This is a genomic window from Kitasatospora sp. NPDC059327, from assembly GCF_042752535.1.
Taxonomy (GTDB): Bacteria; Actinomycetota; Actinomycetes; order Streptomycetales; family Streptomycetaceae; genus Kitasatospora.
Window position 1 is genome coordinate 12,488 of sequence record NZ_JBHYYB010000014.1, and the last position, 16,572, is coordinate 29,059.

A 16,572-nucleotide genomic window follows, 5' to 3' on the forward strand; every position below is an offset into this window, starting at 1 on the left:
GTCCGATGATGGCTCGCGCGGGGTGGCACGGGCGATCCGGTCACGGTGCCTTTGTCAGGACCTCCCGGACAGCTGACACATGGCGAAGAAGAATGTTTGAACCGCGCAGCATCCGATTCGTACCGTTCACAGCTGATGGCCCATCCGCTCCATGGAGACCATGCAGTGGGTCCACGGACGCACCCGGGCCCTCGCGGCGGCGAGCACCTGGGCCACGTGCGCGGCCGCCGCCAGCGTCATGTGCCGGTGCCAGCCGTCGGCCCCGCGCCCCTCGTAGTCGTCGAGCGCCCCCACGTGCGACGCGGACCCGGCCTGGTCCCGCTCGACGCGCCGGGTGAACTGGGCGAGCCGCAGCAGTACGCCCAGCGGTGTCGCCGTCAGATTGGTCAGCCAGCACCGGACCGGCTGCTCCTGCCCGCCGTCCCACTGCCCCACCAGCAGCAGCGGGTGACCGCCCCACTCGACCAGCACGCCACCGACCAGGCTGCGGCGCAGCGCACCCGTCGCCGGGTCCGTCCACTCCGCGGGCCGGCGGACCATCCGGTTGAGCCGCAGCACCCGGGCCGCGGGCGACGGGCGGGAGCCGCGCCCCGGCCCGAGGTCCAGCACCGGCAGGCTGCCGGGCACGGCGGCCAGCAGCGGGGCACCCTCCCGCGCGTACCGGTCGAACACCGGCCGCAGGTCCGCCCCCGGGAGGTCCAGGACGACCGGGCGGGGCCCGATCGTGCTCCGGTCGCACACCCGGCTCGCCGCCACCACGCAGTCGGCGGCCTCGTCGCCGGCCCGCAGCAGGTGCCACCGCACGGGCACGGTGACGTCACTGGCCACCCCCCACACGCCGACGGCCTGCCGGCCCCTCCTGGGGACCGGACGGGCGTGCACCACCCAGCCGGTGAACCGCAGTTCGTCGTCGGCGTGGCGTTGCAGGGCCCGGCTGACCGGCTCCCAGTCCCAGGTCGAGGAGGCGATGAAGTGGTGCAGGCTCTGCGCCAGTTCGGGGCCGCCGACCTGCGCGGCGATGTTCCGGATCGACTTGCGGCCCTCCGCCGCGATCAACCCGCGCAGGTACAGGGCGCCCTTGGCCCGCTGGTCACTGCGGGGCAACGCGGCGAAGAGCACCTCGGACAGCTCGTCCAGGACGGTGCTGCTCCGCGGGCCGGTCCGCACGGGCGGTCGCGGCCCGACCGGCCTCCCGGTCGGCAGGGCGTGCGGGACGGGGCGCATGGGAAATCCCCCCACTGATGGCGTCGTTGTGACGGATCCGGCGTGAAGCGCGCGCCGTCGGCCGTCCCGTGCGCGCCCGAGGAGTCGGCCGGGCGGCGGACCGTCGTCGGTGCGGCGCCGCCCGGCCGGCTCCTCGGGCACCTGAGGGTCGTGTCCGTACCAGCGGTGAACGGTCGCGCGGGCCGGCCTATTCCGTTGTTCCGACGCCGTCGGCGGGTGGTCGCTCCGGCCCTCCGGCGGACGGTCACCGCGGCCCTCGGGCGGGACCGGTGACGAGGAGCCGGCCGCGGGGGCCGCCCGGGACCCACCGGCGCTTCGCGGGCCGGGCCGGGCCCGTGCTCGCCCCACCCGCCCCCCGGCGGCCGGAGCGGCCGCGCGGGCCGGGCCCGGCCGGCCGTCGGCGCGACTACGCCGTCTTCTGGGCGAGCGCGGCTTCGGCGGCGTCGGCGGCGCCGGGCGCGGGGAGCGGCGCCGGGGACCGGCGGCGGCCGCGGGCCCACATCGCCAGTGAGAGGAGCAGGGCGATCGCGGTGGCGAGGGCGGCGGTCAGGGTCACCGCCCGGCTGTCGTAGCCGAGGTCGATGGTCGCGCCGCCGAGCCAAGCGCCGAGCCCGTTGCCCAGGTTGAACGCCGACACGTTGGCCGACAGCGCGAGGGCCGGCGCGGCGGCGGCCACCGCGAGGATCCGCGCCTGGAGCGCCGGGATGATGGAGAACCCGGCGGCGCCGAACAGGAAGAGCGCGACGACGGCGGGGATCTGGTGGGGCGCGGCGACCCAGAAGAGCAGCAGTGCGGCCAGCAGCGCGGTCTGGGCGCGCAGCACACCGCGCATCACGTCGGCGTCCGCGGCGCGGCCGCCGAGGATGTTGCCCAGGACCGAGCCGATGCCGAAGACGATCAGCAGGATGCCGACCATGGCGGGCGCGAAGTGGCCGATGTCGCGGAGCAGCGGCGCCAGGTAGGTCGAGGTGGTGAAGACCGCGCCCTGGGCCAGCACGGTGATCAGCATGGAGAGTTGGAGGCTTCCCTGGCGGAACACCTTCATCTGGTCGCGCAGCGAGGTGCTCCCCTCGGCCGACGAGCCGCTCTCCGTGGACAGGGTGCCCGGGACGAACACGGAGATGAGCAGGAGGCAGAGCACCGCGAAGACCGTCACGTACACGAAGGTGGACCGCCAGCCGAAGTGCTGCCCGATGAAGGTGCCGATCGGGGAGCCGAGCACATTGGCGAAGTTGAAGCCCAGCGCGATCTTGGCCATCGCGGTCGCCTGCTTGTCCGGCGGGGACATCAGGGCGGCGACGTGCCAGGCCACGGCGGCGAAGGTGCCGTGGCTGAGCGACGTGAAGACGCGCGCTCCCATCAGCATCGGGTAGCTGGGGGCCAGCGCGGCGACGATGTTGCCGGCGATGAAGACGCCCATCAGGCCGAGCAGCAGGGTCTTGCGGGACCACTTGGTGGTCAGCAGGGTGATGATCGGACCGCCGATGGTCACCCCGAGCGCGTAGCCGGTGACCAGCAGACCGGCCGTCGGGATGGACACGTCCAGGCTGGCCGACATCTCGGGCAGGATCCCCGCGATGACGACCTCGGCCGTGCCCACGCAGAAGACCCCGAGCATCAGGGCCAGGAGGGGGAGTGGCATGGCGACCCAAGCCTTTCGTAGGAAGCCAGTGGAATCAAGATGCATGCGATTGCATGTAGATAATGGACGAAGGCACCGAAGCGGTCAACTGCGCAAGGAGTTACGCTGAGCAATGGTTACGGACGTGCACGTGGAACGTTTCGAAGGACTCAGTGAGGGGCCGCGTCGATGGAGACTTGGGGACCGGGGAGCGAGCGGGACGAGATCGCCGTCTGGCGACGGCTCACCCGCCTGACGGAGCAGGTCAACGCGACCGCGGGCCGGCGGTTGACCCGCGGCCACGGGGTCTCCATGAACGAACTCCTGCTGCTGCTCTCCCTGACGGAGCGGCGGGACGGCACGCTGCGGATGTCCGACCTCGTGAAGGCCCTGGGCGCCAATCAGCCGGCCGTCAGCCGCATGGTCGCCCGCCTGGAGGACGCCGAGTGGGTCACCCGGCGCAGCGCCGCCGACGACAAGCGCGGGGTGGACGTCCAGGTCACCGAGGCCGGCCGGCAGGTGGCCGACGCGGCGCAGCGGACCCTGCGCAAGGCCCTGACCGAGGCGCTCGACACGGCCGCGCTGGACGACTCGACCGCCTCGCTGGTGGCCCGGCTGCGGTACGCGCCCGCGGTCCCGATGGACTGAACGCCCCGCCCGCCCCACCCGGCGGCCCCGCCCGAAGGTCTCCCACCGGCGGACGGGGCCGCCGCGCCGTTCCCCGGTTCCCCGGCGGCCCCGTCGGCACGCCCCGATTTCACGGCCTCGGAACACCCAAGAAATATGAATCTGTATACATCTAATGTGAGCCCTGTCACGTTGCGATGCATGCGCACGGCGCACTAGCGTTCGACCCTGACGGGCGGACCGGCGGACTCTCCACCGCGCCCCTGCGATGCCCTTCCGCGCCGCGCGTTCCCCAGCTCGATGGCCCTCACGGAGGTCTTGTCATGTCTGGTACCGCAATGCCCCGCCCCGTCGGCCTGAACCCGGTGGCCGACCTGCCCAAACCACCCGGACTGCACTGGCACGTCCGGGCCGAGCAGCCCGTCTCCTACAGCGTCAGCATGGTGCGCGGGCTGCTGGATCCCGACAACCCCGCCCTCGCCCGCGCCTGCGGCGGCCAGGGACGTCCGCTCCGCTGCCTCCTGGCGATCGACCCCGTCGTCGACCGCCTCTACCACGACCGGTTCCAGGAGTACTTCGACCGCTGGCGGATCGACGCGACCTGGCAGGTCGTCCAGGGCGACGAGGACGCGAAGTCCCTGGAACAGGCCGTCCACGTCACCGAGGCGATGTCCCGGATGGGCATCCTGCGCCGCGCCGAGAAGGTGGTCGCCGTCGGCGGCGGAGTGGTCCTGGACATCGTCGGCTTCGCCGCGAGCATGTACCGCCGCGGCGTGCCCTACGTCCGCGTGCCGACCACGCTGGTCGGCCAGATCGACGCCGGGATCGGCGTGAAGACCGGGATCAACCACGGCCACCACAAGAACCGCCTCGGCGCCTACTTCGCACCGGACGTCGCCCTGATCGACCCGGCGTTCCTGCGCACCGTCGAGCCCCGCCACGTGGCCAACGGCATCGCCGAGATCGTCAAGATGGCGCTGGTCAAGGACGCCGTCCTGTTCGACCTCCTGGAGGCGACGGTCGGCTCCATCACCCCCGACACCCTGGCCGGCTGCGGCTCGGCGGTGAGCGAGCTGCTGTCCCGCGCGATCTCCGGCATGCTCGACGAGCTGGAGCCCAACCTCTGGGAGCAGGTGCTGGAGCGGTCCGTCGACTACGGCCACACCTTCAGCCCGTCGCTGGAGCTGCGCGCCGACCCGCCGCTGCTGCACGGCGAGGCCGTCGCCGTCGACATGGCGATCTGCCTGGCCCTCGCCCACCTGCGCGGCCACCTCGCGAGGAGCGACACGGACCGGGCGTTGAGACTCCTCCAGGGCTTCCGGCTCCCCGTCTCGCACCCGATCTTCACCCAGGAGCTCCTGGAGGAGGCGCTCGCCGACGCCGTCAAGCACCGCGACGGGTTCCAGCGCGTCCCCCTCACCCGGGGCATCGGCTCCGTCGTCTTCGCCGACGACCTGACCCCGGAAGAACTCGGCCGGGCCCTGGAGTTCGTCGGCGCCTGGACGAGGGCCGCGACCGGCGAGCTCGTCGGCGCGGCGGTATGAGCACCGCCATCACCGTGTTCGACGTCGGCGGAACGCACATCCGGCAGGCACGGTGGCTGCGCCCGGGCGAGCTGAGCGCCCGCACCTCGCGCCCCTCCCCCAGCTTCAGGCGCTTCCCCGGCGCCACCGTCGCCGAACTCCAGGACATGATGGTCCGGGACCTGTGCGACGCCGTGCCCCGGACGCCGGACGCCGTCGTCGGCCTCTCCTTCGGAGCCGCGCTCGACCACCGCTCCGGCATCGTCTACGCCTCGGCGCCGCTCTGGGGCGGCCACAGCGAGCCGTACGACCTGCGGGCGGCGCTGGCCGCCCGGCGCTCCGACGTCCGGTGGCACATCGTCAACGACGTCACGGCCGCGCTCCTGCACGCCGCCTCGGCCGCCGACCGCGACGCACACCGCAAGGTGCTGCTGGCCACCGTCAGCTCGGGCATCGCCTGCCGGGTCATCGACCAGCGCCGGCGCCGGATCCCGGTGGACGGCTGCGGGTTGCAGGGCGAGATCGGCCACCTGCCGGCCACCGCCGAACTGGCCGGGCGTCCGGTCACCCTGGACTGCGACTGCGGGAGCACCGGACACCTGGCCGCGTACGCCTCCGGCCCCGGCATCGCCCGGATGGCGCGGGCCCTCGCCCGGCGGGAACCGGCCCGCTGGGCGGCCTCCCGACTCGCCCGGCTGACGGCCGGCGGCACCGGCTTCGAACCGGCGCTGCGCGCGGCACTGGACGACGGTGACGAGCCGGCCGCCGAACTGCTGGACGCGGTGACGGCCCCCGTCGCCGCCGTCCTGCGCACCGCCCTGTGCCTCGACCCCGAGCTGGACGAAGTGGTCCTGACCGGCGGTGTGGTCCACGGCCTGGGCCCCCACTACCGGCGCGCCCTGATGGGGCACCTCACCCGGCAGGGGCTGTACCTGACCAGCGAGCGCGCCCCCGACTGGGTCGACCGGCGGATCACCGTCACCGGCCCCGGGGAGGCCGACAGCCTGGCCGGGGCGGGGATCGCGGCCTGCGCCGGGGTGCCGGCATGAGCCCGGCCGGCCCCGCTTTGGAGCACCGGGCGCTGGTCCGCGAGTCGGGCCGGGTACGGCTGCGGCCGCGCCCCACCCGGGCCCCCGGACCGGGCGAGCTGCTGGTCGCCACCCAGGTGGCGGGGCTGTGCGGGACGGACATCCAGATGCTGCGCGGGTTGCGCGACGACCCGGCACCGGTGATCGGCCACGAGGGCATCGCCCGGGTGGTCGCCGCCGGTGCGGACACCCCGGACGCCCTGCGCCCGGGCACCCCGGTCGTGGTCAACCCGACCCACCGGTCGGACCCGTCCTTCCTGCTCGGACACACCGTCGACGGCCTGCTGCAGGAGCGCACCCTGATCCCCGCGACCGCCGTGCGGGGCGGCCTCGTGGTGCCGCTGGAGCGGCCGCCCGACGCGGTGCTCGGCACGCTGATCGAGCCGCTGGCCGCCGTCCGGTACGCCTTCGCCCTGCTGGCCACGGCCCGCCCGCGCACCCTGGTGGTCTACGGCGACGGCACCATCGGGCAGCTCGCGGTGCGCGCCGCCCGCCGCTGGCTGGTGGGCGTGCGCCGGGTCCTGCTGGTGCACCACACTCCCGCCGGGCTGGACTGGAGCGCCCGGCGGACCGGGCCCGGGGTCGAGTCGCTGCTGCACGGGGAGCCGGGTGGGCTGCCCCCGCTCGGCCCGGAGCCGACCGCGGCACTGCTCGCGACACCGCGCGACGCCACCGTGAGCGCGCTGGAGTCCGCCCTGCGCCTCGACAGCGGCCGGCTGACCGTCGACCTGTTCGGCGGCCTGCCTCCCGGCGCGGCCGGCACGCCGCTGCCGGGCGTCGACCTGGCCGCCGTCCGGGCCGCCAACTGCGCCGGGTTCCCGGTGCCGCCCGCCTTCACCGAGGTGGTCACCACCACCGGCCGACCCGTCCGGCTGACCGGTCACCGCGGCGTGGGCAACGACCATCTCGCCGAGGCGGCGGCCGAGTTGTCCCGGGACCCGGCCTCCTACCGCGACCTGGTGACCCATGTGGTGGGCCTGTCGGAGGCCGCCCGGATCATGAACGACCTGTCGGCGAGCCGGGCGCGGACCGTCGCCGGTCGCCGGCTCATCAAACTCGCGGTGCGGTTCGCCCCGCCGCCGTCGCCCCTGGAGGCCCCGTGACCGGCCCAGTGACAGACCCCGCGCAAGGCCCCGCGCACGGCCTCGCGACGGGACCGGCGACAGACCCCGCGACAGACCCCGCGACGGGACCGGTGACCGCGCTCGACCGGACCCGCCGGCGCGCGCTCGTGGTCGGCGGGTCCACCGGGATCGGCCGCGGCGTCGCGGACGCCTGGGCCGCGGCGGGGCTCGACGTCACGGTGCTCAGCCGGTCGGCCCCCGCCGGGACCGGCGCCGAGCGGCTCCGCTGGGCGGCCACCGACCTCACGGACGCCGACCGGGTCGCCGAGAACCTGGCGCTCGCCGCCGCCGGACCCCTGCACGCCGTCTGCTACTCGGCGGTCCACTACGGCGACCGCCGGGCCCCGTTCCGGGACTGCGCCGAGGCGGAGTGGCGCCGCCAGATCGACGTCAACCTGCACGGCCTCTGGCTGACACTCGCCCGGACGCTCCCGGCCCTGCGCCGCCCCGACGCCCCGGGGGTGTTCCTGGGGGTCTCGTCCGAGGTCGTCTACAACGCGGGGCCCGGGCGGTCCGGATACGCCGCCTCGAAGGCGGCCGCCTCGGCCCTGCTCGACTCCGTCGCGCAGGAGGAGACCACCGAACCGCCCGGCACCCAGGCCCTGCGGATCGTCCAGGCCCTGCCGGCCGGCATGGTCGACACCCCCGGGATCCGGCGCCGGCGCCCCGAGGGGTTCGACTACAGCGCCTACATGACGCCGGGGAGCTTCGCCCCGCTCGCCCGGGAACTGGCGGCCACCGCCGGGGCCGGACTGCACGGTGCCCATCTGGTGGTCGACGGCGCGGGCGCCTGGTACCCGGTGAGCGAGCGGTTCCCGGTCTCCCAGAGCCGCCGGATCCCGTCAGGGACGGGGTCATGACCGCCTCCCCTGTCGTCGGACTGGCCGGCTGGCGGCTGCCGGGTGACCACGTCACCGCGGTCGCGCTGGCCCACCGGATGGGCGCCGAGGGCCTCCAACTCGACCTCGGCGGCCCCAACCGGGGCCCCTGGCTCGACACGGCGGGGACCGTGGACCGGATCCGGGACGCCGGCGCCCGCCACGGGGTGCGGCTGCTCGCGGTCGCCGGCAACACCCTCAACGACATCGGCCTCCACGCGCCGGTGGGCAGCCGGGACGCGCTGCGCGTGCGCCGGGTCCTGATCCGGGTGCTCGACACGGCCCTGGCCCTGGGCGCGCCGCTGGCGTTCGTCCCGAGCTTCCGCCGCAGCGCCGTCCACGGACCTCGGGACCTGGAGCGGACGGCGGTCGTGCTGGCCTGGGCCGCCCACGAGGCGCAGGCCCGCGGCCTGCTGCTGGCCAACGAGAACGGCCTGGACCCGCGGCACGCGCGCGCCCTGGCCGAGCGGGTCGCCGCGCCCGCCTTCCGGCTGCTGCTGGACACCTACAACCCGCGGGTGGCCGGCATCGACGTGCTGGCCCTGATCGAGGCGACCCATGAGTGGATCGCGCCCCAGATCCACCTCAAGGACGGCACGGACGGCGTCGTGGCCCGCGAGCTCCTCGGCGCCGGGGACGGCCGGGTCCGGGCGGCGGTGGCCGCGCTGGCGGCCCGGGCGGGCCCGCCCGAGGCGCTCGTCCTGGAGAACGACTACCGCGACGGCGACCTGCGGCGCCTCGCGCTCGACCTCGCACGCGCACGGGCCCTGACATCCAGTTGAGGAGTCGCCTTGCCGAACCTTCCGGCCACCTACGTCACGACCACCCTGCGGGACGGCGTCGTCAGCCTCGGCGCGCGCCCCTTCCCTCGGGACGCCCTCGGCGCCGGCACCGTCGTGATCAAGCCCGACCACCTGGGAATCTGCCGCGCCGACGTCAAGGAGATCCTCGGCTCACGCGACGTCATGGCGGACCGGGGCCCGCTGTTCGGCCACGAACTCGTCGGCGCCGTCGCCTTCGCCGGGGCCGGTACCGGCTTCCGGGAGGGCGAGCCGGTCACCCTCAACCCCAACATCACCTCCGCCCGCACGACCGGCTTCGCCGAGTACGTCCTGGTGCACGGCACCGAGGAGCAGCTGGACCAGGCCGTGGTGCGGGTACCGGAGCCGAGCCGGCCGGACGGCGTCTGGATGCCCGAGCCGTTCGCCTGCGTCGTGCACGCGCTCCGCAAGCTGCTCCACCACACGGGCCTGCCGTCCCTGCGGGGCAAGCGGGCGGGCATCATCGGCGCCGGCTGCGCGGGGCTGATGTTCGCCATGTACGCGCGCCACCTCGGCGCGCCGGTCACGGTGTTCAACCGCGGCGAGCCCCGCCGCGCCTTCGCCCGGCAGCAGGGCATCCTCGCCGACGGCGAGGTGCTCCCCCTGACGGACGCGGCGGCGCCGGCCCACCGGGACGGCTTCGACATCGTGATCGTGGCGACCACCGTCGCCACGCCGGAACTGCTGGCGACCGCGGCCGGTCTGGCGGCCGACGGCGCGGTCCTGTTCGTCTACGGCGGCACCCGCCGCGGCGACAGCTTCCCGGCCGGCCGGGCGGACGTCGACGCCCTGCGGCGGCGGGAGCGCCTCGCGTCCGTGACGTACCGGGAGAAGCGGATCGACCTGGCGGGCGCCTACGGGTGCCTCCGGGAGGACTACGAGGAGGGCTTCCGGCTGCACGCGCGCCACCCGCGCGACTTCCCGCTCGAACGGCTGGCGTCACGACGGATCAGCCTCGACGAGTTCCCGCGCCGGGTGATGGACATGGCGACCGGGGCGGCGGACTTCCCCGGCAAGGTCCTGATCACGGTCGCCCCCGGGGAGTGACCCCGGCGGCCGGCCCGCACCCCGCGGCCGTGCTCCGCCGCCCACCGCGCGGCCGTGCTCCGCCACCCGGTGGGCGGCGGAGCACGGGCTCGACGGGGCACGGCCCGTCGGTGCGGGGCGGGATCAGAAGGTGAGGTTCCAGGCGTCGATCGTGCCGGTGTCGCCGGAGGCGCCGTCCTTGACCCGGAGCTTCCAGGTGCCGTTGGCCGCGCTCGCGGAGGCGTTCACGGTGTACGTCTTGGCGACGTTGTCCGCGCTGTCGTTGTTCGCGAAGTCCTCCAGCAGGTAGACCGTGCCGTCGGGGGCGACCAGCGAGATCACCAGGTCACCGCGGTAGGTGTGCTTGATGTCCACGCCGACCTTCAGGGTGGCGGGGGCGTTGCCGGTGACACCGGTGACGGCGATCGGGCTGTCCACGGTGGCGTTGTCGGCGATCGCCGCGTCCGTCAGGTTCTCGAAGTACTTCCCGGTGGGCGGCGTGGTGGTGCCGCCGACCGCCTTCAGCGCGTCGACCTGGCCCTCGCCGAAGAAGGCGTTGTTGGCGGTGGTGCCGGTGCAGCGGCTGTCCGAGGGGCAGGCCACGTCGTTGGCCTGGCCCGCGAGGCGGGCCCGGAGACCGGCCGGGGTGAGCGTCGGGTCGGCGCTCACGAGCAGCGCGGCCACCCCGGTGACGTGCGGGGACGCCATCGACGTCCCGCTCTTGGTGCCGTACTTGCCGCCGGGCAGGGTCGAGTAGACGCCGTTGGCGCCGTCGCCGCCGGGCGCCGCGACGTCGATGACGCCCTTGCCGAAGTTGGAGTAGGAGGCCTTGACGCTGCCGCTGCCCATCGCGGCCACGGTCACCACGCCCGGGAGTTCGGTGGGGATGTCGAGGCAGGCGTTGGTGATCGTCCGGGTGACCGGGGTCGAATCGTTGGGGCTCTCGCTGTCGGTCGTCTTGTTGGCGAGGTCGTAGTTCGAGTTGCCGGCCGCGGCGACCTGGAGCGAACCCTTGCCCTCGGCGTACTCCTGGGCGCGCCGGACGCCCTCGATGATGGCCGCCTGGTCGACGTTGTCCGGGCAGTTGAACTGCCACGGGTCGGTGTAGTAGCTGTTGTTGGTCACCTTGAAGCCGTGGTCACCGGCCCAGACGAAGCCGCACACGGTGTTCTCGGCGTAGAAGAGGGTGCTGGTCGGTTCGGCTATTCGGACCGAGGCGATCTTCACGCCGGGGGCGACCCCGATGACGCCCTTGCCGTTCTTGGCCGCCGCTATGGTGCCCGCCACGTGGGTGCCGTGGGTGTCGACGTCCCGCCAGGCGCCGGTGCGGGTGTCGGCCTTCCCGTAGGCGCAGGAGGCCGAGTCGGCGGCGTCGAAGTTCGGCGCGAGGTCCTGGTGCTGGTCGTCCACACCGGTGTCGAGGACGCCGACCTTGACGGTGGGCGAGCCGGTGCTGACGGCCCACGCCTGGTCGGCCTTGATCTGGGTCATGTCCCAGCGGTTCGACTCGGTGAGGGTGGTGGCCGACTGGGCGGGGTTGGCGGGCAGCGCGGGGTTGTACGCGTCGGCCGGTACGTCCGAGGTGCGGGTCGCGCCGACCTGCTGGATCCCGGCGACCCCGCGCAGCGCGGCCGCGAACCCGGCCGAGGTGGAGTGGGCGACGATCACGCCGATCGCGTCGTAGCCGGCGAAGACCGTGCCACCGTTGGCGGTGACGGCGCTCTTGGCGGCGGCGATGTCGGCGGGCGCGCTGATCACCAGGTAGGCGCGGGTCCCGGCCGCCCAACCGGCGGCCGCCTGCGGGGCGGTGGCCGCAGCGGGCGCCGCGACGACGGTCGGCACGCCGGCGGTGGCCGGCGCCTCGGCGGCGGCGGGGGCGACGGCCGTGAGAGGGGCGGCGGTGGCCGTCACGGCGGGGGCGGCCAGCGCCAGCGCCGAGAGGACGGCGAACGCGGCGGCCGGGCGACCGAGCCGCCGGGATATCAGGGGTGACACGTGGGTCCTCCGATCCGCCCGTGCGTGAGGGGTTCGCACGGAGTTTGAACGAAACATGCCAGATCAGTGAGCACTTGGGGAAGGCTTTACGCGTGACTACTTGTCACAACCGTGTCAACTTTTGATGTCGCCCCGTCACGCCCGCACCCCGGACCGGCCCCGGGCCCGCGCATCCGACGTCCGTGCAGGTGAACGCCGGTGCCGTCGGCACCGGTTCGTTCGTGCACGGGGCTAGGTTGGCGGGCGGCCACTGGCCCGAACCTCCGGAGGACACCGATGCCCATCCCCGCCCTGGACCACTCGACGACCCGCTACTCCCTCCCGCACGCCTACTGGATGGCCCGCGCCGCCGGGCTGGCCGCACTCGACCCGCCCGGCATCGAGGCGCAGGCCCGTGCCTGGGGCTTCGACGAAGTCCGGCACTTCGAGTCGACGCACCGGATGCCTTTCCCGATCGAGGACACCCAGGCCTACGTGATGGCGAGCGATCGCATGATCGTCACCGGCTTCCGGGGCACCGAGGTCCGGAAGATCTACGACTGGCTCACCGACGTCTCCACCCCGCCCGTCCCCGGGCCCGCGCACCAGGGCTTCATCCACTACGGCTTCCACCAGGCGCTGCAGTCCGTCTACCCCGACATCCGGGACACCCTCGGGGAACTGCGGACCGACGGCCAGAGCGTCTGGTTCACCGGTCACAGCCTCGGCGGCGCCCTCGCGATGCTCGCCGGCGCCCGCTGGTACTTCGAGGAGCCGCACCTGCTGCCCGACGGCGTCTACACCTTCGGCCAGCCCCGCACTTGCGAACGGCTGCTCGCCGGCGCCCACAACGCGGCCTTCAAGAACCGCTGCTACCGCTTCGTCAACAACAACGACATCGTCCCCCTGCTCCCGCCCGAGCCGGTCTTCACCCACGTCGAGGCGCTGCGCCACTTCGACGCGGACGGGCGGCTCCACGAGGCCATGCCGCTGGTCGCCGGCCTGAAGGACCGGGCCGCGGGCGTGCGCACCGACCTGTTCGCGCCGGAGACCGACGGGATCAGGGACCACCACCTGCCGAACTACCTCGCCGCGTTCGAGCGGAACCTCGCCGGAACCGGCTGACCGGCGCGCGGGGCCCGACCGGTCGGGTCGGCCCGGTCCGGAGGCGGTGGGCGCCGGCGCCCACCGCCTCCCGCCGGTCGGCGACTCACCCGCGGAGGTGCGCCGCCACCACCTCCAGCACCGCGTCCCGCTGTTCGGCCAGGTAGAAGTGGCCGCCCGGGAAGACCTTCAGGGCGAAGGCGCCGCTGGTGTGCCGGGCCCAGTCACCGGCCTGCTCCAGGGTGGCGCGCGCGTCCGCGTCCCCGGTCAGCGCGGTGATCGGCTGCGGGACGACGGCGTCCGGCTCGGACCGGTACGTCTCGATCGCGGTGTAGTCGCTGCGCAGCGCCGGCAGGATGACGGCCCGCAGCTCCGGGTCGGCCAGGAGCCGTTCGTCGGTACCGCCGAGCTCGGACACCTCGGCCAGCAGTCCGTCGTCGGAGAGCCGGTGCACGGCCGAGTCCCGGGGCCAGGAGGCCGAGCGGCTGCCGGAGACGAACAGGTGGTCCGGCCCGGCCACGCCGTCGCGGTCGAAGCGACGGGCCACCTCGAAGCAGACGGCCGCGCCCATACTGTGCCCGAAGAAGGTCAACGGCCGGTCGGCCCAGGGCAGCAGCGCCTCGTACACCCGGTCCGCGAGGACGTCGACCGAGTCGATCCCCGGCTCGCCGAACCTGTCCTGCCGGCCGGGGTACTGCACGGCCAGCACATCGGCGTACGGCGCCAGGGCGGTGGCGTAGTCGAGGAAGTAGCTCGCCGACCCACCGGCGTGCGGAAAGCAGACGACCCGGGCGGGTGCCGTGTCGACGGGGCGGAAACGGCGGAACCACGGGCTCTCGACGGTGGTACTGCGGGCCATCCGGGACACTCCCTGAGAACGGATCAGCTGCTGCTCTTCCGCCCCAGTCTCCCCTGCCTCCCCACCGGGCACCACGCCCCACCCGGTCCCGCACGCCACCCGGTCCCGCGCACCGCCACGGTCGCCCCCGCCCGGTCCCCTAGGAGCCGAAGCGGACGGCGGCGGCGCGCTCCCGGGAGACCCGGTCGAGCAGCAGGACGGAGGCGGCCTCCGGGGTGGGCGTCGGGACCTCGCCCCGGGCGTGCCGGGTGAACGCCGTGAGCAGCCGGTCGAGGCCCGTGCGGTGGCGGGCGAAGGCCCGGCGCGGGGCCCAGCGGCCGCGCTCCCGCTGACCGGCGAGGGCGGTGGCGGCGCCGACGTCCAGCAGGACGAGATGCAGTTCGCGCCCCTGGCGGGCGGCCGCGCCGGACAGCCAGCGGCGCATCCAGGCCCGGCTGCCGCAGTCGTGCACCAGCAGCGGACCGCCCCGGCGGACGGAGGCGCGCAGCAGGCGGAAGTGCTCCACCCGGGCCCACGGCCGGTAGACCGCGTACGGCAGGGCGGCCGGCATCACCGCCGCGCAGGCCTCGTGGACGGCCCGGGGGTCGACGGTGGCGGCCGCCCTGGTCCGGGCCCAGCGGCGCAGCAGGGTGCTCTTGCCGCTGCCGGGGAGTCCGGAGACCACCACGACGGCGTCCGGCGGGTAGTGGACGGTGAAGGCCGCGCCGGCCGCCCCCCTGAGGTCGACCAGGCCTCGCGGTTCCATCCCGGTCCGTGTCCCCTGCCGTACCGCGGTGCGCCCGCCCGGCGTGGTCGGCCTGTCCATCCTGCTCACTCATCCCCGTCGGTGCTCGACCTGGAACGATAACAACACCGACCGTCTGCCGGAGCGCGCGGTCCCCGTCTGTTCCACGCCTGACGCACTCCCCGGACGCATTGATGATGTGATGGACGGTCAGACCGGTGGGGCGCCGGCCGGCCGTCCATTCGCCGGCCCGCCTGTCCGGCCGGTCGTCCGGAAGAGGCGCACAGGCGTACCAGGGGCGCAGATCGGCGAGGTACCGCGCGCTGCCGATGCTTCGACCGCCCGCGCACGCAACCACACCGACGGCGGGTGCACCACGGAACCGCCCGTGGACACTCGACCCTACGGGGCGTCCTGCCGATATCCCCGGCACAACTCCCGTCGCACCGCCCTCCGGAGGCACCTGCCGTGACCTGGCTCCGCGTCCTGACCGCGCTCGGCATCCTCGCCGTGGCGGCCAGTGCCCTGCTCGTCTTCGCCCTCTGCACCGCCGCCGCCCGGGGCGACCGCGGCAGCCGGCGGGACCCGCAACGGGACCTGCGCGAGGACGCCGAGCGCAGCGGGCTGATCCGGCCCCCGGGCGGCGACGGCTGAGCAGGCCGGAAATCCCCAAAGCCCTTGCGGGGAAGGGCTGGTGACGAGACCCTCGGCTCACGGGCGCGCGGGGCGCCGCGGCAGGGGGGCCGACGGGTGTGGCATGACGTGTACTTCTGGAGCGCGGCCGGGCTGACGGCGGCGGCCTGGCTCATCGGCCTCGGGGGCGCGCTGGCGAGGGAACACGCCGTCAACCGGGCGGACATCCTGCGCCGGGACCTGTCGCTGCTCGACGTGGCCTTCCTGGCCGGTGGTCCGGGCCGGGTGGTGGACACCGTCCTGGTCACGATGGAGGGCCAGGGGCGGCTCGTGGTCTCCCGGGCGGGCAAGGTCACCCTGACGGACACCGGAACCGGCGCGACCGCCGACGGGACGGCGGCGGCCGACCCGGTCGAGCAGGCGCTGATCGAGGCCGTCGGCCCGCTGCGCAGCGTGGAGCTGACCACCCTGCGGGCCGAGGTCGCGCGCAGCGCCGCCGTCCAGGGGATCGGCGACCGGCTGGAGAAGGACCGGCTGCTGGTCAGCCGCTCGGTGCGGCGCCGCTACGCCCGGGCCCGGCAGGTGGTGCTGGCCGCGCCACTGGCCCCCGCCCTGGTGCTCGGCGTCGCCGGTGCGGTCGCCCTGGTCGACGACTCCGCGCACCGGCCGACCTGGTGGGTGCTGCTGATCGTGATCGCGGCCGCCGCGACCATGGCGCTGCTCGTCCGGCTGGTCGGCCCCGGGCGGGAGCAGGTGCCGGTCTGGGTGCGCCGGGAGCTCCACCGGATCCGCACGACGACCCTCCACTCGGTACCGAAGCAGCGTCCGCACATCGCCGCGACGGTGGTGTCCGCGGCGGGGCTCACGGTCCTCGGCGCGGTGGCGGTCAACGGCGCGCCGTCGGTGGCGGATCCGGCACTCCAGACCGCCCTGATCACCGCCTCGGCGTGGGAGGAGGCCGTGCGCGCCCAGGCCGCGTCCGGCACCGGCTGGCAGCCCGGGGACGGCGGCGTGGGCGCCGGCGGCTGGGGCGGGGACGGCGGCGCGGGCCACGGGTGCGGGGCGTCCGGCTGCGGCGGCTCGGGGTGCGGCGGGTCCTCCGGCTGCGGGGGCGGCTCGGGCTGCGGGGGCGGGGGAGGGTGCGGGGGCTGCGGGGGCTGCGGCGGGGGCCTCTGACCCCGGGGCGGCCCGGCCGGGCGGACGGGCTGGACGAGAACGGCACGGCGGACCGCAGTGCGCGAGGCACCCGGCCGTCCGACCGGCGGGCGGTGTCGACGCCAGGACACGACGTGTCCTATGGTGAACAACGTGTCCACCCGCGGTTCCCCGGCGGGTGACACGGCGCC

General features: G+C 74.8%; 15 protein-coding genes. 10 read left to right on the top strand and 5 right to left on the bottom strand.

The genetic code is table 11. The annotated features are described in order from the left end of the window. Window positions 1-126 precede the first annotated feature (126 nt). Window positions 127-1,224 carry a transposase gene (locus ACFXHB_RS11385; protein ID WP_380573736.1) on the bottom strand — a complete coding sequence of 366 codons (1,098 nt, stop codon included), beginning with the start codon at window positions 1,222-1,224 and terminating at the stop codon, window positions 127-129. A gap of 406 nt (window positions 1,225-1,630) precedes the next feature. After that, window positions 1,631-2,866, bottom strand: coding sequence for an MFS transporter (locus ACFXHB_RS11390; protein WP_380573737.1), 1,236 nt, complete (start codon window positions 2,864-2,866; stop codon window positions 1,631-1,633). Window positions 2,867-3,034: 168 nt separating this feature from the next. On the opposite strand from ACFXHB_RS11390, the gene ACFXHB_RS11395 reads away from it, so the two are divergent. From ACFXHB_RS11395 to ACFXHB_RS11425, 7 genes are all read left to right on the top strand, one after another. After that, window positions 3,035-3,493 carry a MarR family transcriptional regulator gene (locus tag ACFXHB_RS11395; RefSeq protein ID WP_380573739.1) on the top strand — a complete coding sequence of 153 codons (459 nt, stop codon included), beginning with the start codon at window positions 3,035-3,037 and terminating at the stop codon, window positions 3,491-3,493. Window positions 3,494-3,795: 302 nt separating this feature from the next. Beyond that, window positions 3,796-5,016, top strand: a complete 1,221-nt coding sequence (locus ACFXHB_RS11400; RefSeq protein WP_380573741.1) for a sedoheptulose 7-phosphate cyclase — start codon at window positions 3,796-3,798, stop codon at window positions 5,014-5,016. Beyond that, window positions 5,013-6,044 carry an ROK family protein gene (locus ACFXHB_RS11405; RefSeq protein WP_380573742.1) on the top strand — a complete coding sequence of 344 codons (1,032 nt, stop codon included), beginning with the start codon at window positions 5,013-5,015 and terminating at the stop codon, window positions 6,042-6,044. Before ACFXHB_RS11400 ends, ACFXHB_RS11405 begins: the two co-directional genes overlap by 4 nt. After that, window positions 6,041-7,186: an alcohol dehydrogenase catalytic domain-containing protein gene (locus ACFXHB_RS11410; RefSeq protein ID WP_380573743.1), complete on the top strand. Its 1,146-nt coding sequence runs from the start codon at window positions 6,041-6,043 to the stop codon at window positions 7,184-7,186. Before ACFXHB_RS11405 ends, ACFXHB_RS11410 begins: the two co-directional genes overlap by 4 nt. Window positions 7,187-7,278: 92 nt before the next feature. Continuing rightward, window positions 7,279-8,067, top strand: a complete 789-nt coding sequence (locus tag ACFXHB_RS11415) for an SDR family NAD(P)-dependent oxidoreductase (protein WP_380573744.1) — start codon at window positions 7,279-7,281, stop codon at window positions 8,065-8,067. After that, window positions 8,064-8,867 carry a sugar phosphate isomerase/epimerase family protein gene (locus ACFXHB_RS11420; protein WP_380573746.1) on the top strand — a complete coding sequence of 268 codons (804 nt, stop codon included), beginning with the start codon at window positions 8,064-8,066 and terminating at the stop codon, window positions 8,865-8,867. Before ACFXHB_RS11415 ends, ACFXHB_RS11420 begins: the two co-directional genes overlap by 4 nt. Before the next feature lie 9 nt (window positions 8,868-8,876). Then, window positions 8,877-9,953, top strand: coding sequence for an alcohol dehydrogenase catalytic domain-containing protein (locus tag ACFXHB_RS11425; protein ID WP_380573747.1), 1,077 nt, complete (start codon window positions 8,877-8,879; stop codon window positions 9,951-9,953). A 123-nt stretch (window positions 9,954-10,076) separates the two neighbouring features. Here ACFXHB_RS11425 and ACFXHB_RS11430 read toward each other — a convergent pair whose 3' ends face one another. After that, entirely contained in the window at window positions 10,077-11,927 is a 1,851-nt protein-coding gene (locus tag ACFXHB_RS11430; RefSeq protein ID WP_380573748.1) for a S8 family serine peptidase, read from the bottom strand. Window positions 11,928-12,203: 276 nt separating this feature from the next. Between ACFXHB_RS11430 and ACFXHB_RS11435 the strand changes: the two genes are divergently transcribed. Beyond that, entirely contained in the window at window positions 12,204-13,031 is an 828-nt protein-coding gene (locus ACFXHB_RS11435) for a lipase family protein (RefSeq protein WP_380573749.1), read from the top strand. 85 nt (window positions 13,032-13,116) lie between these two features. Here the strand turns inward: ACFXHB_RS11435 and ACFXHB_RS11440 are convergent, their stop codons facing one another. Together ACFXHB_RS11440 and ACFXHB_RS11445 are read right to left on the bottom strand one after the other, a co-directional pair. After that, the gene (locus ACFXHB_RS11440) at window positions 13,117-13,869 is read right to left on the bottom strand and encodes a thioesterase II family protein (RefSeq protein ID WP_380573750.1); all 753 of its coding nucleotides are present in this window, start codon (window positions 13,867-13,869) and stop codon (window positions 13,117-13,119) included. Window positions 13,870-14,008: 139 nt separating this feature from the next. Then, window positions 14,009-14,614, bottom strand: a complete 606-nt coding sequence (locus ACFXHB_RS11445; RefSeq protein WP_380573751.1) for an AAA family ATPase — start codon at window positions 14,612-14,614, stop codon at window positions 14,009-14,011. 447 nt (window positions 14,615-15,061) lie between these two features. On the opposite strand from ACFXHB_RS11445, the gene ACFXHB_RS11450 reads away from it, so the two are divergent. After that, window positions 15,062-15,247, top strand: a complete 186-nt coding sequence (locus tag ACFXHB_RS11450) for a hypothetical protein (RefSeq protein ID WP_380573752.1) — start codon at window positions 15,062-15,064, stop codon at window positions 15,245-15,247. 96 nt (window positions 15,248-15,343) lie between these two features. Continuing rightward, window positions 15,344-16,402 carry a TIGR04222 domain-containing membrane protein gene (locus ACFXHB_RS11455; RefSeq protein WP_380573753.1) on the top strand — a complete coding sequence of 353 codons (1,059 nt, stop codon included), beginning with the start codon at window positions 15,344-15,346 and terminating at the stop codon, window positions 16,400-16,402. Window positions 16,403-16,572: the final 170 nt, after the last annotated feature.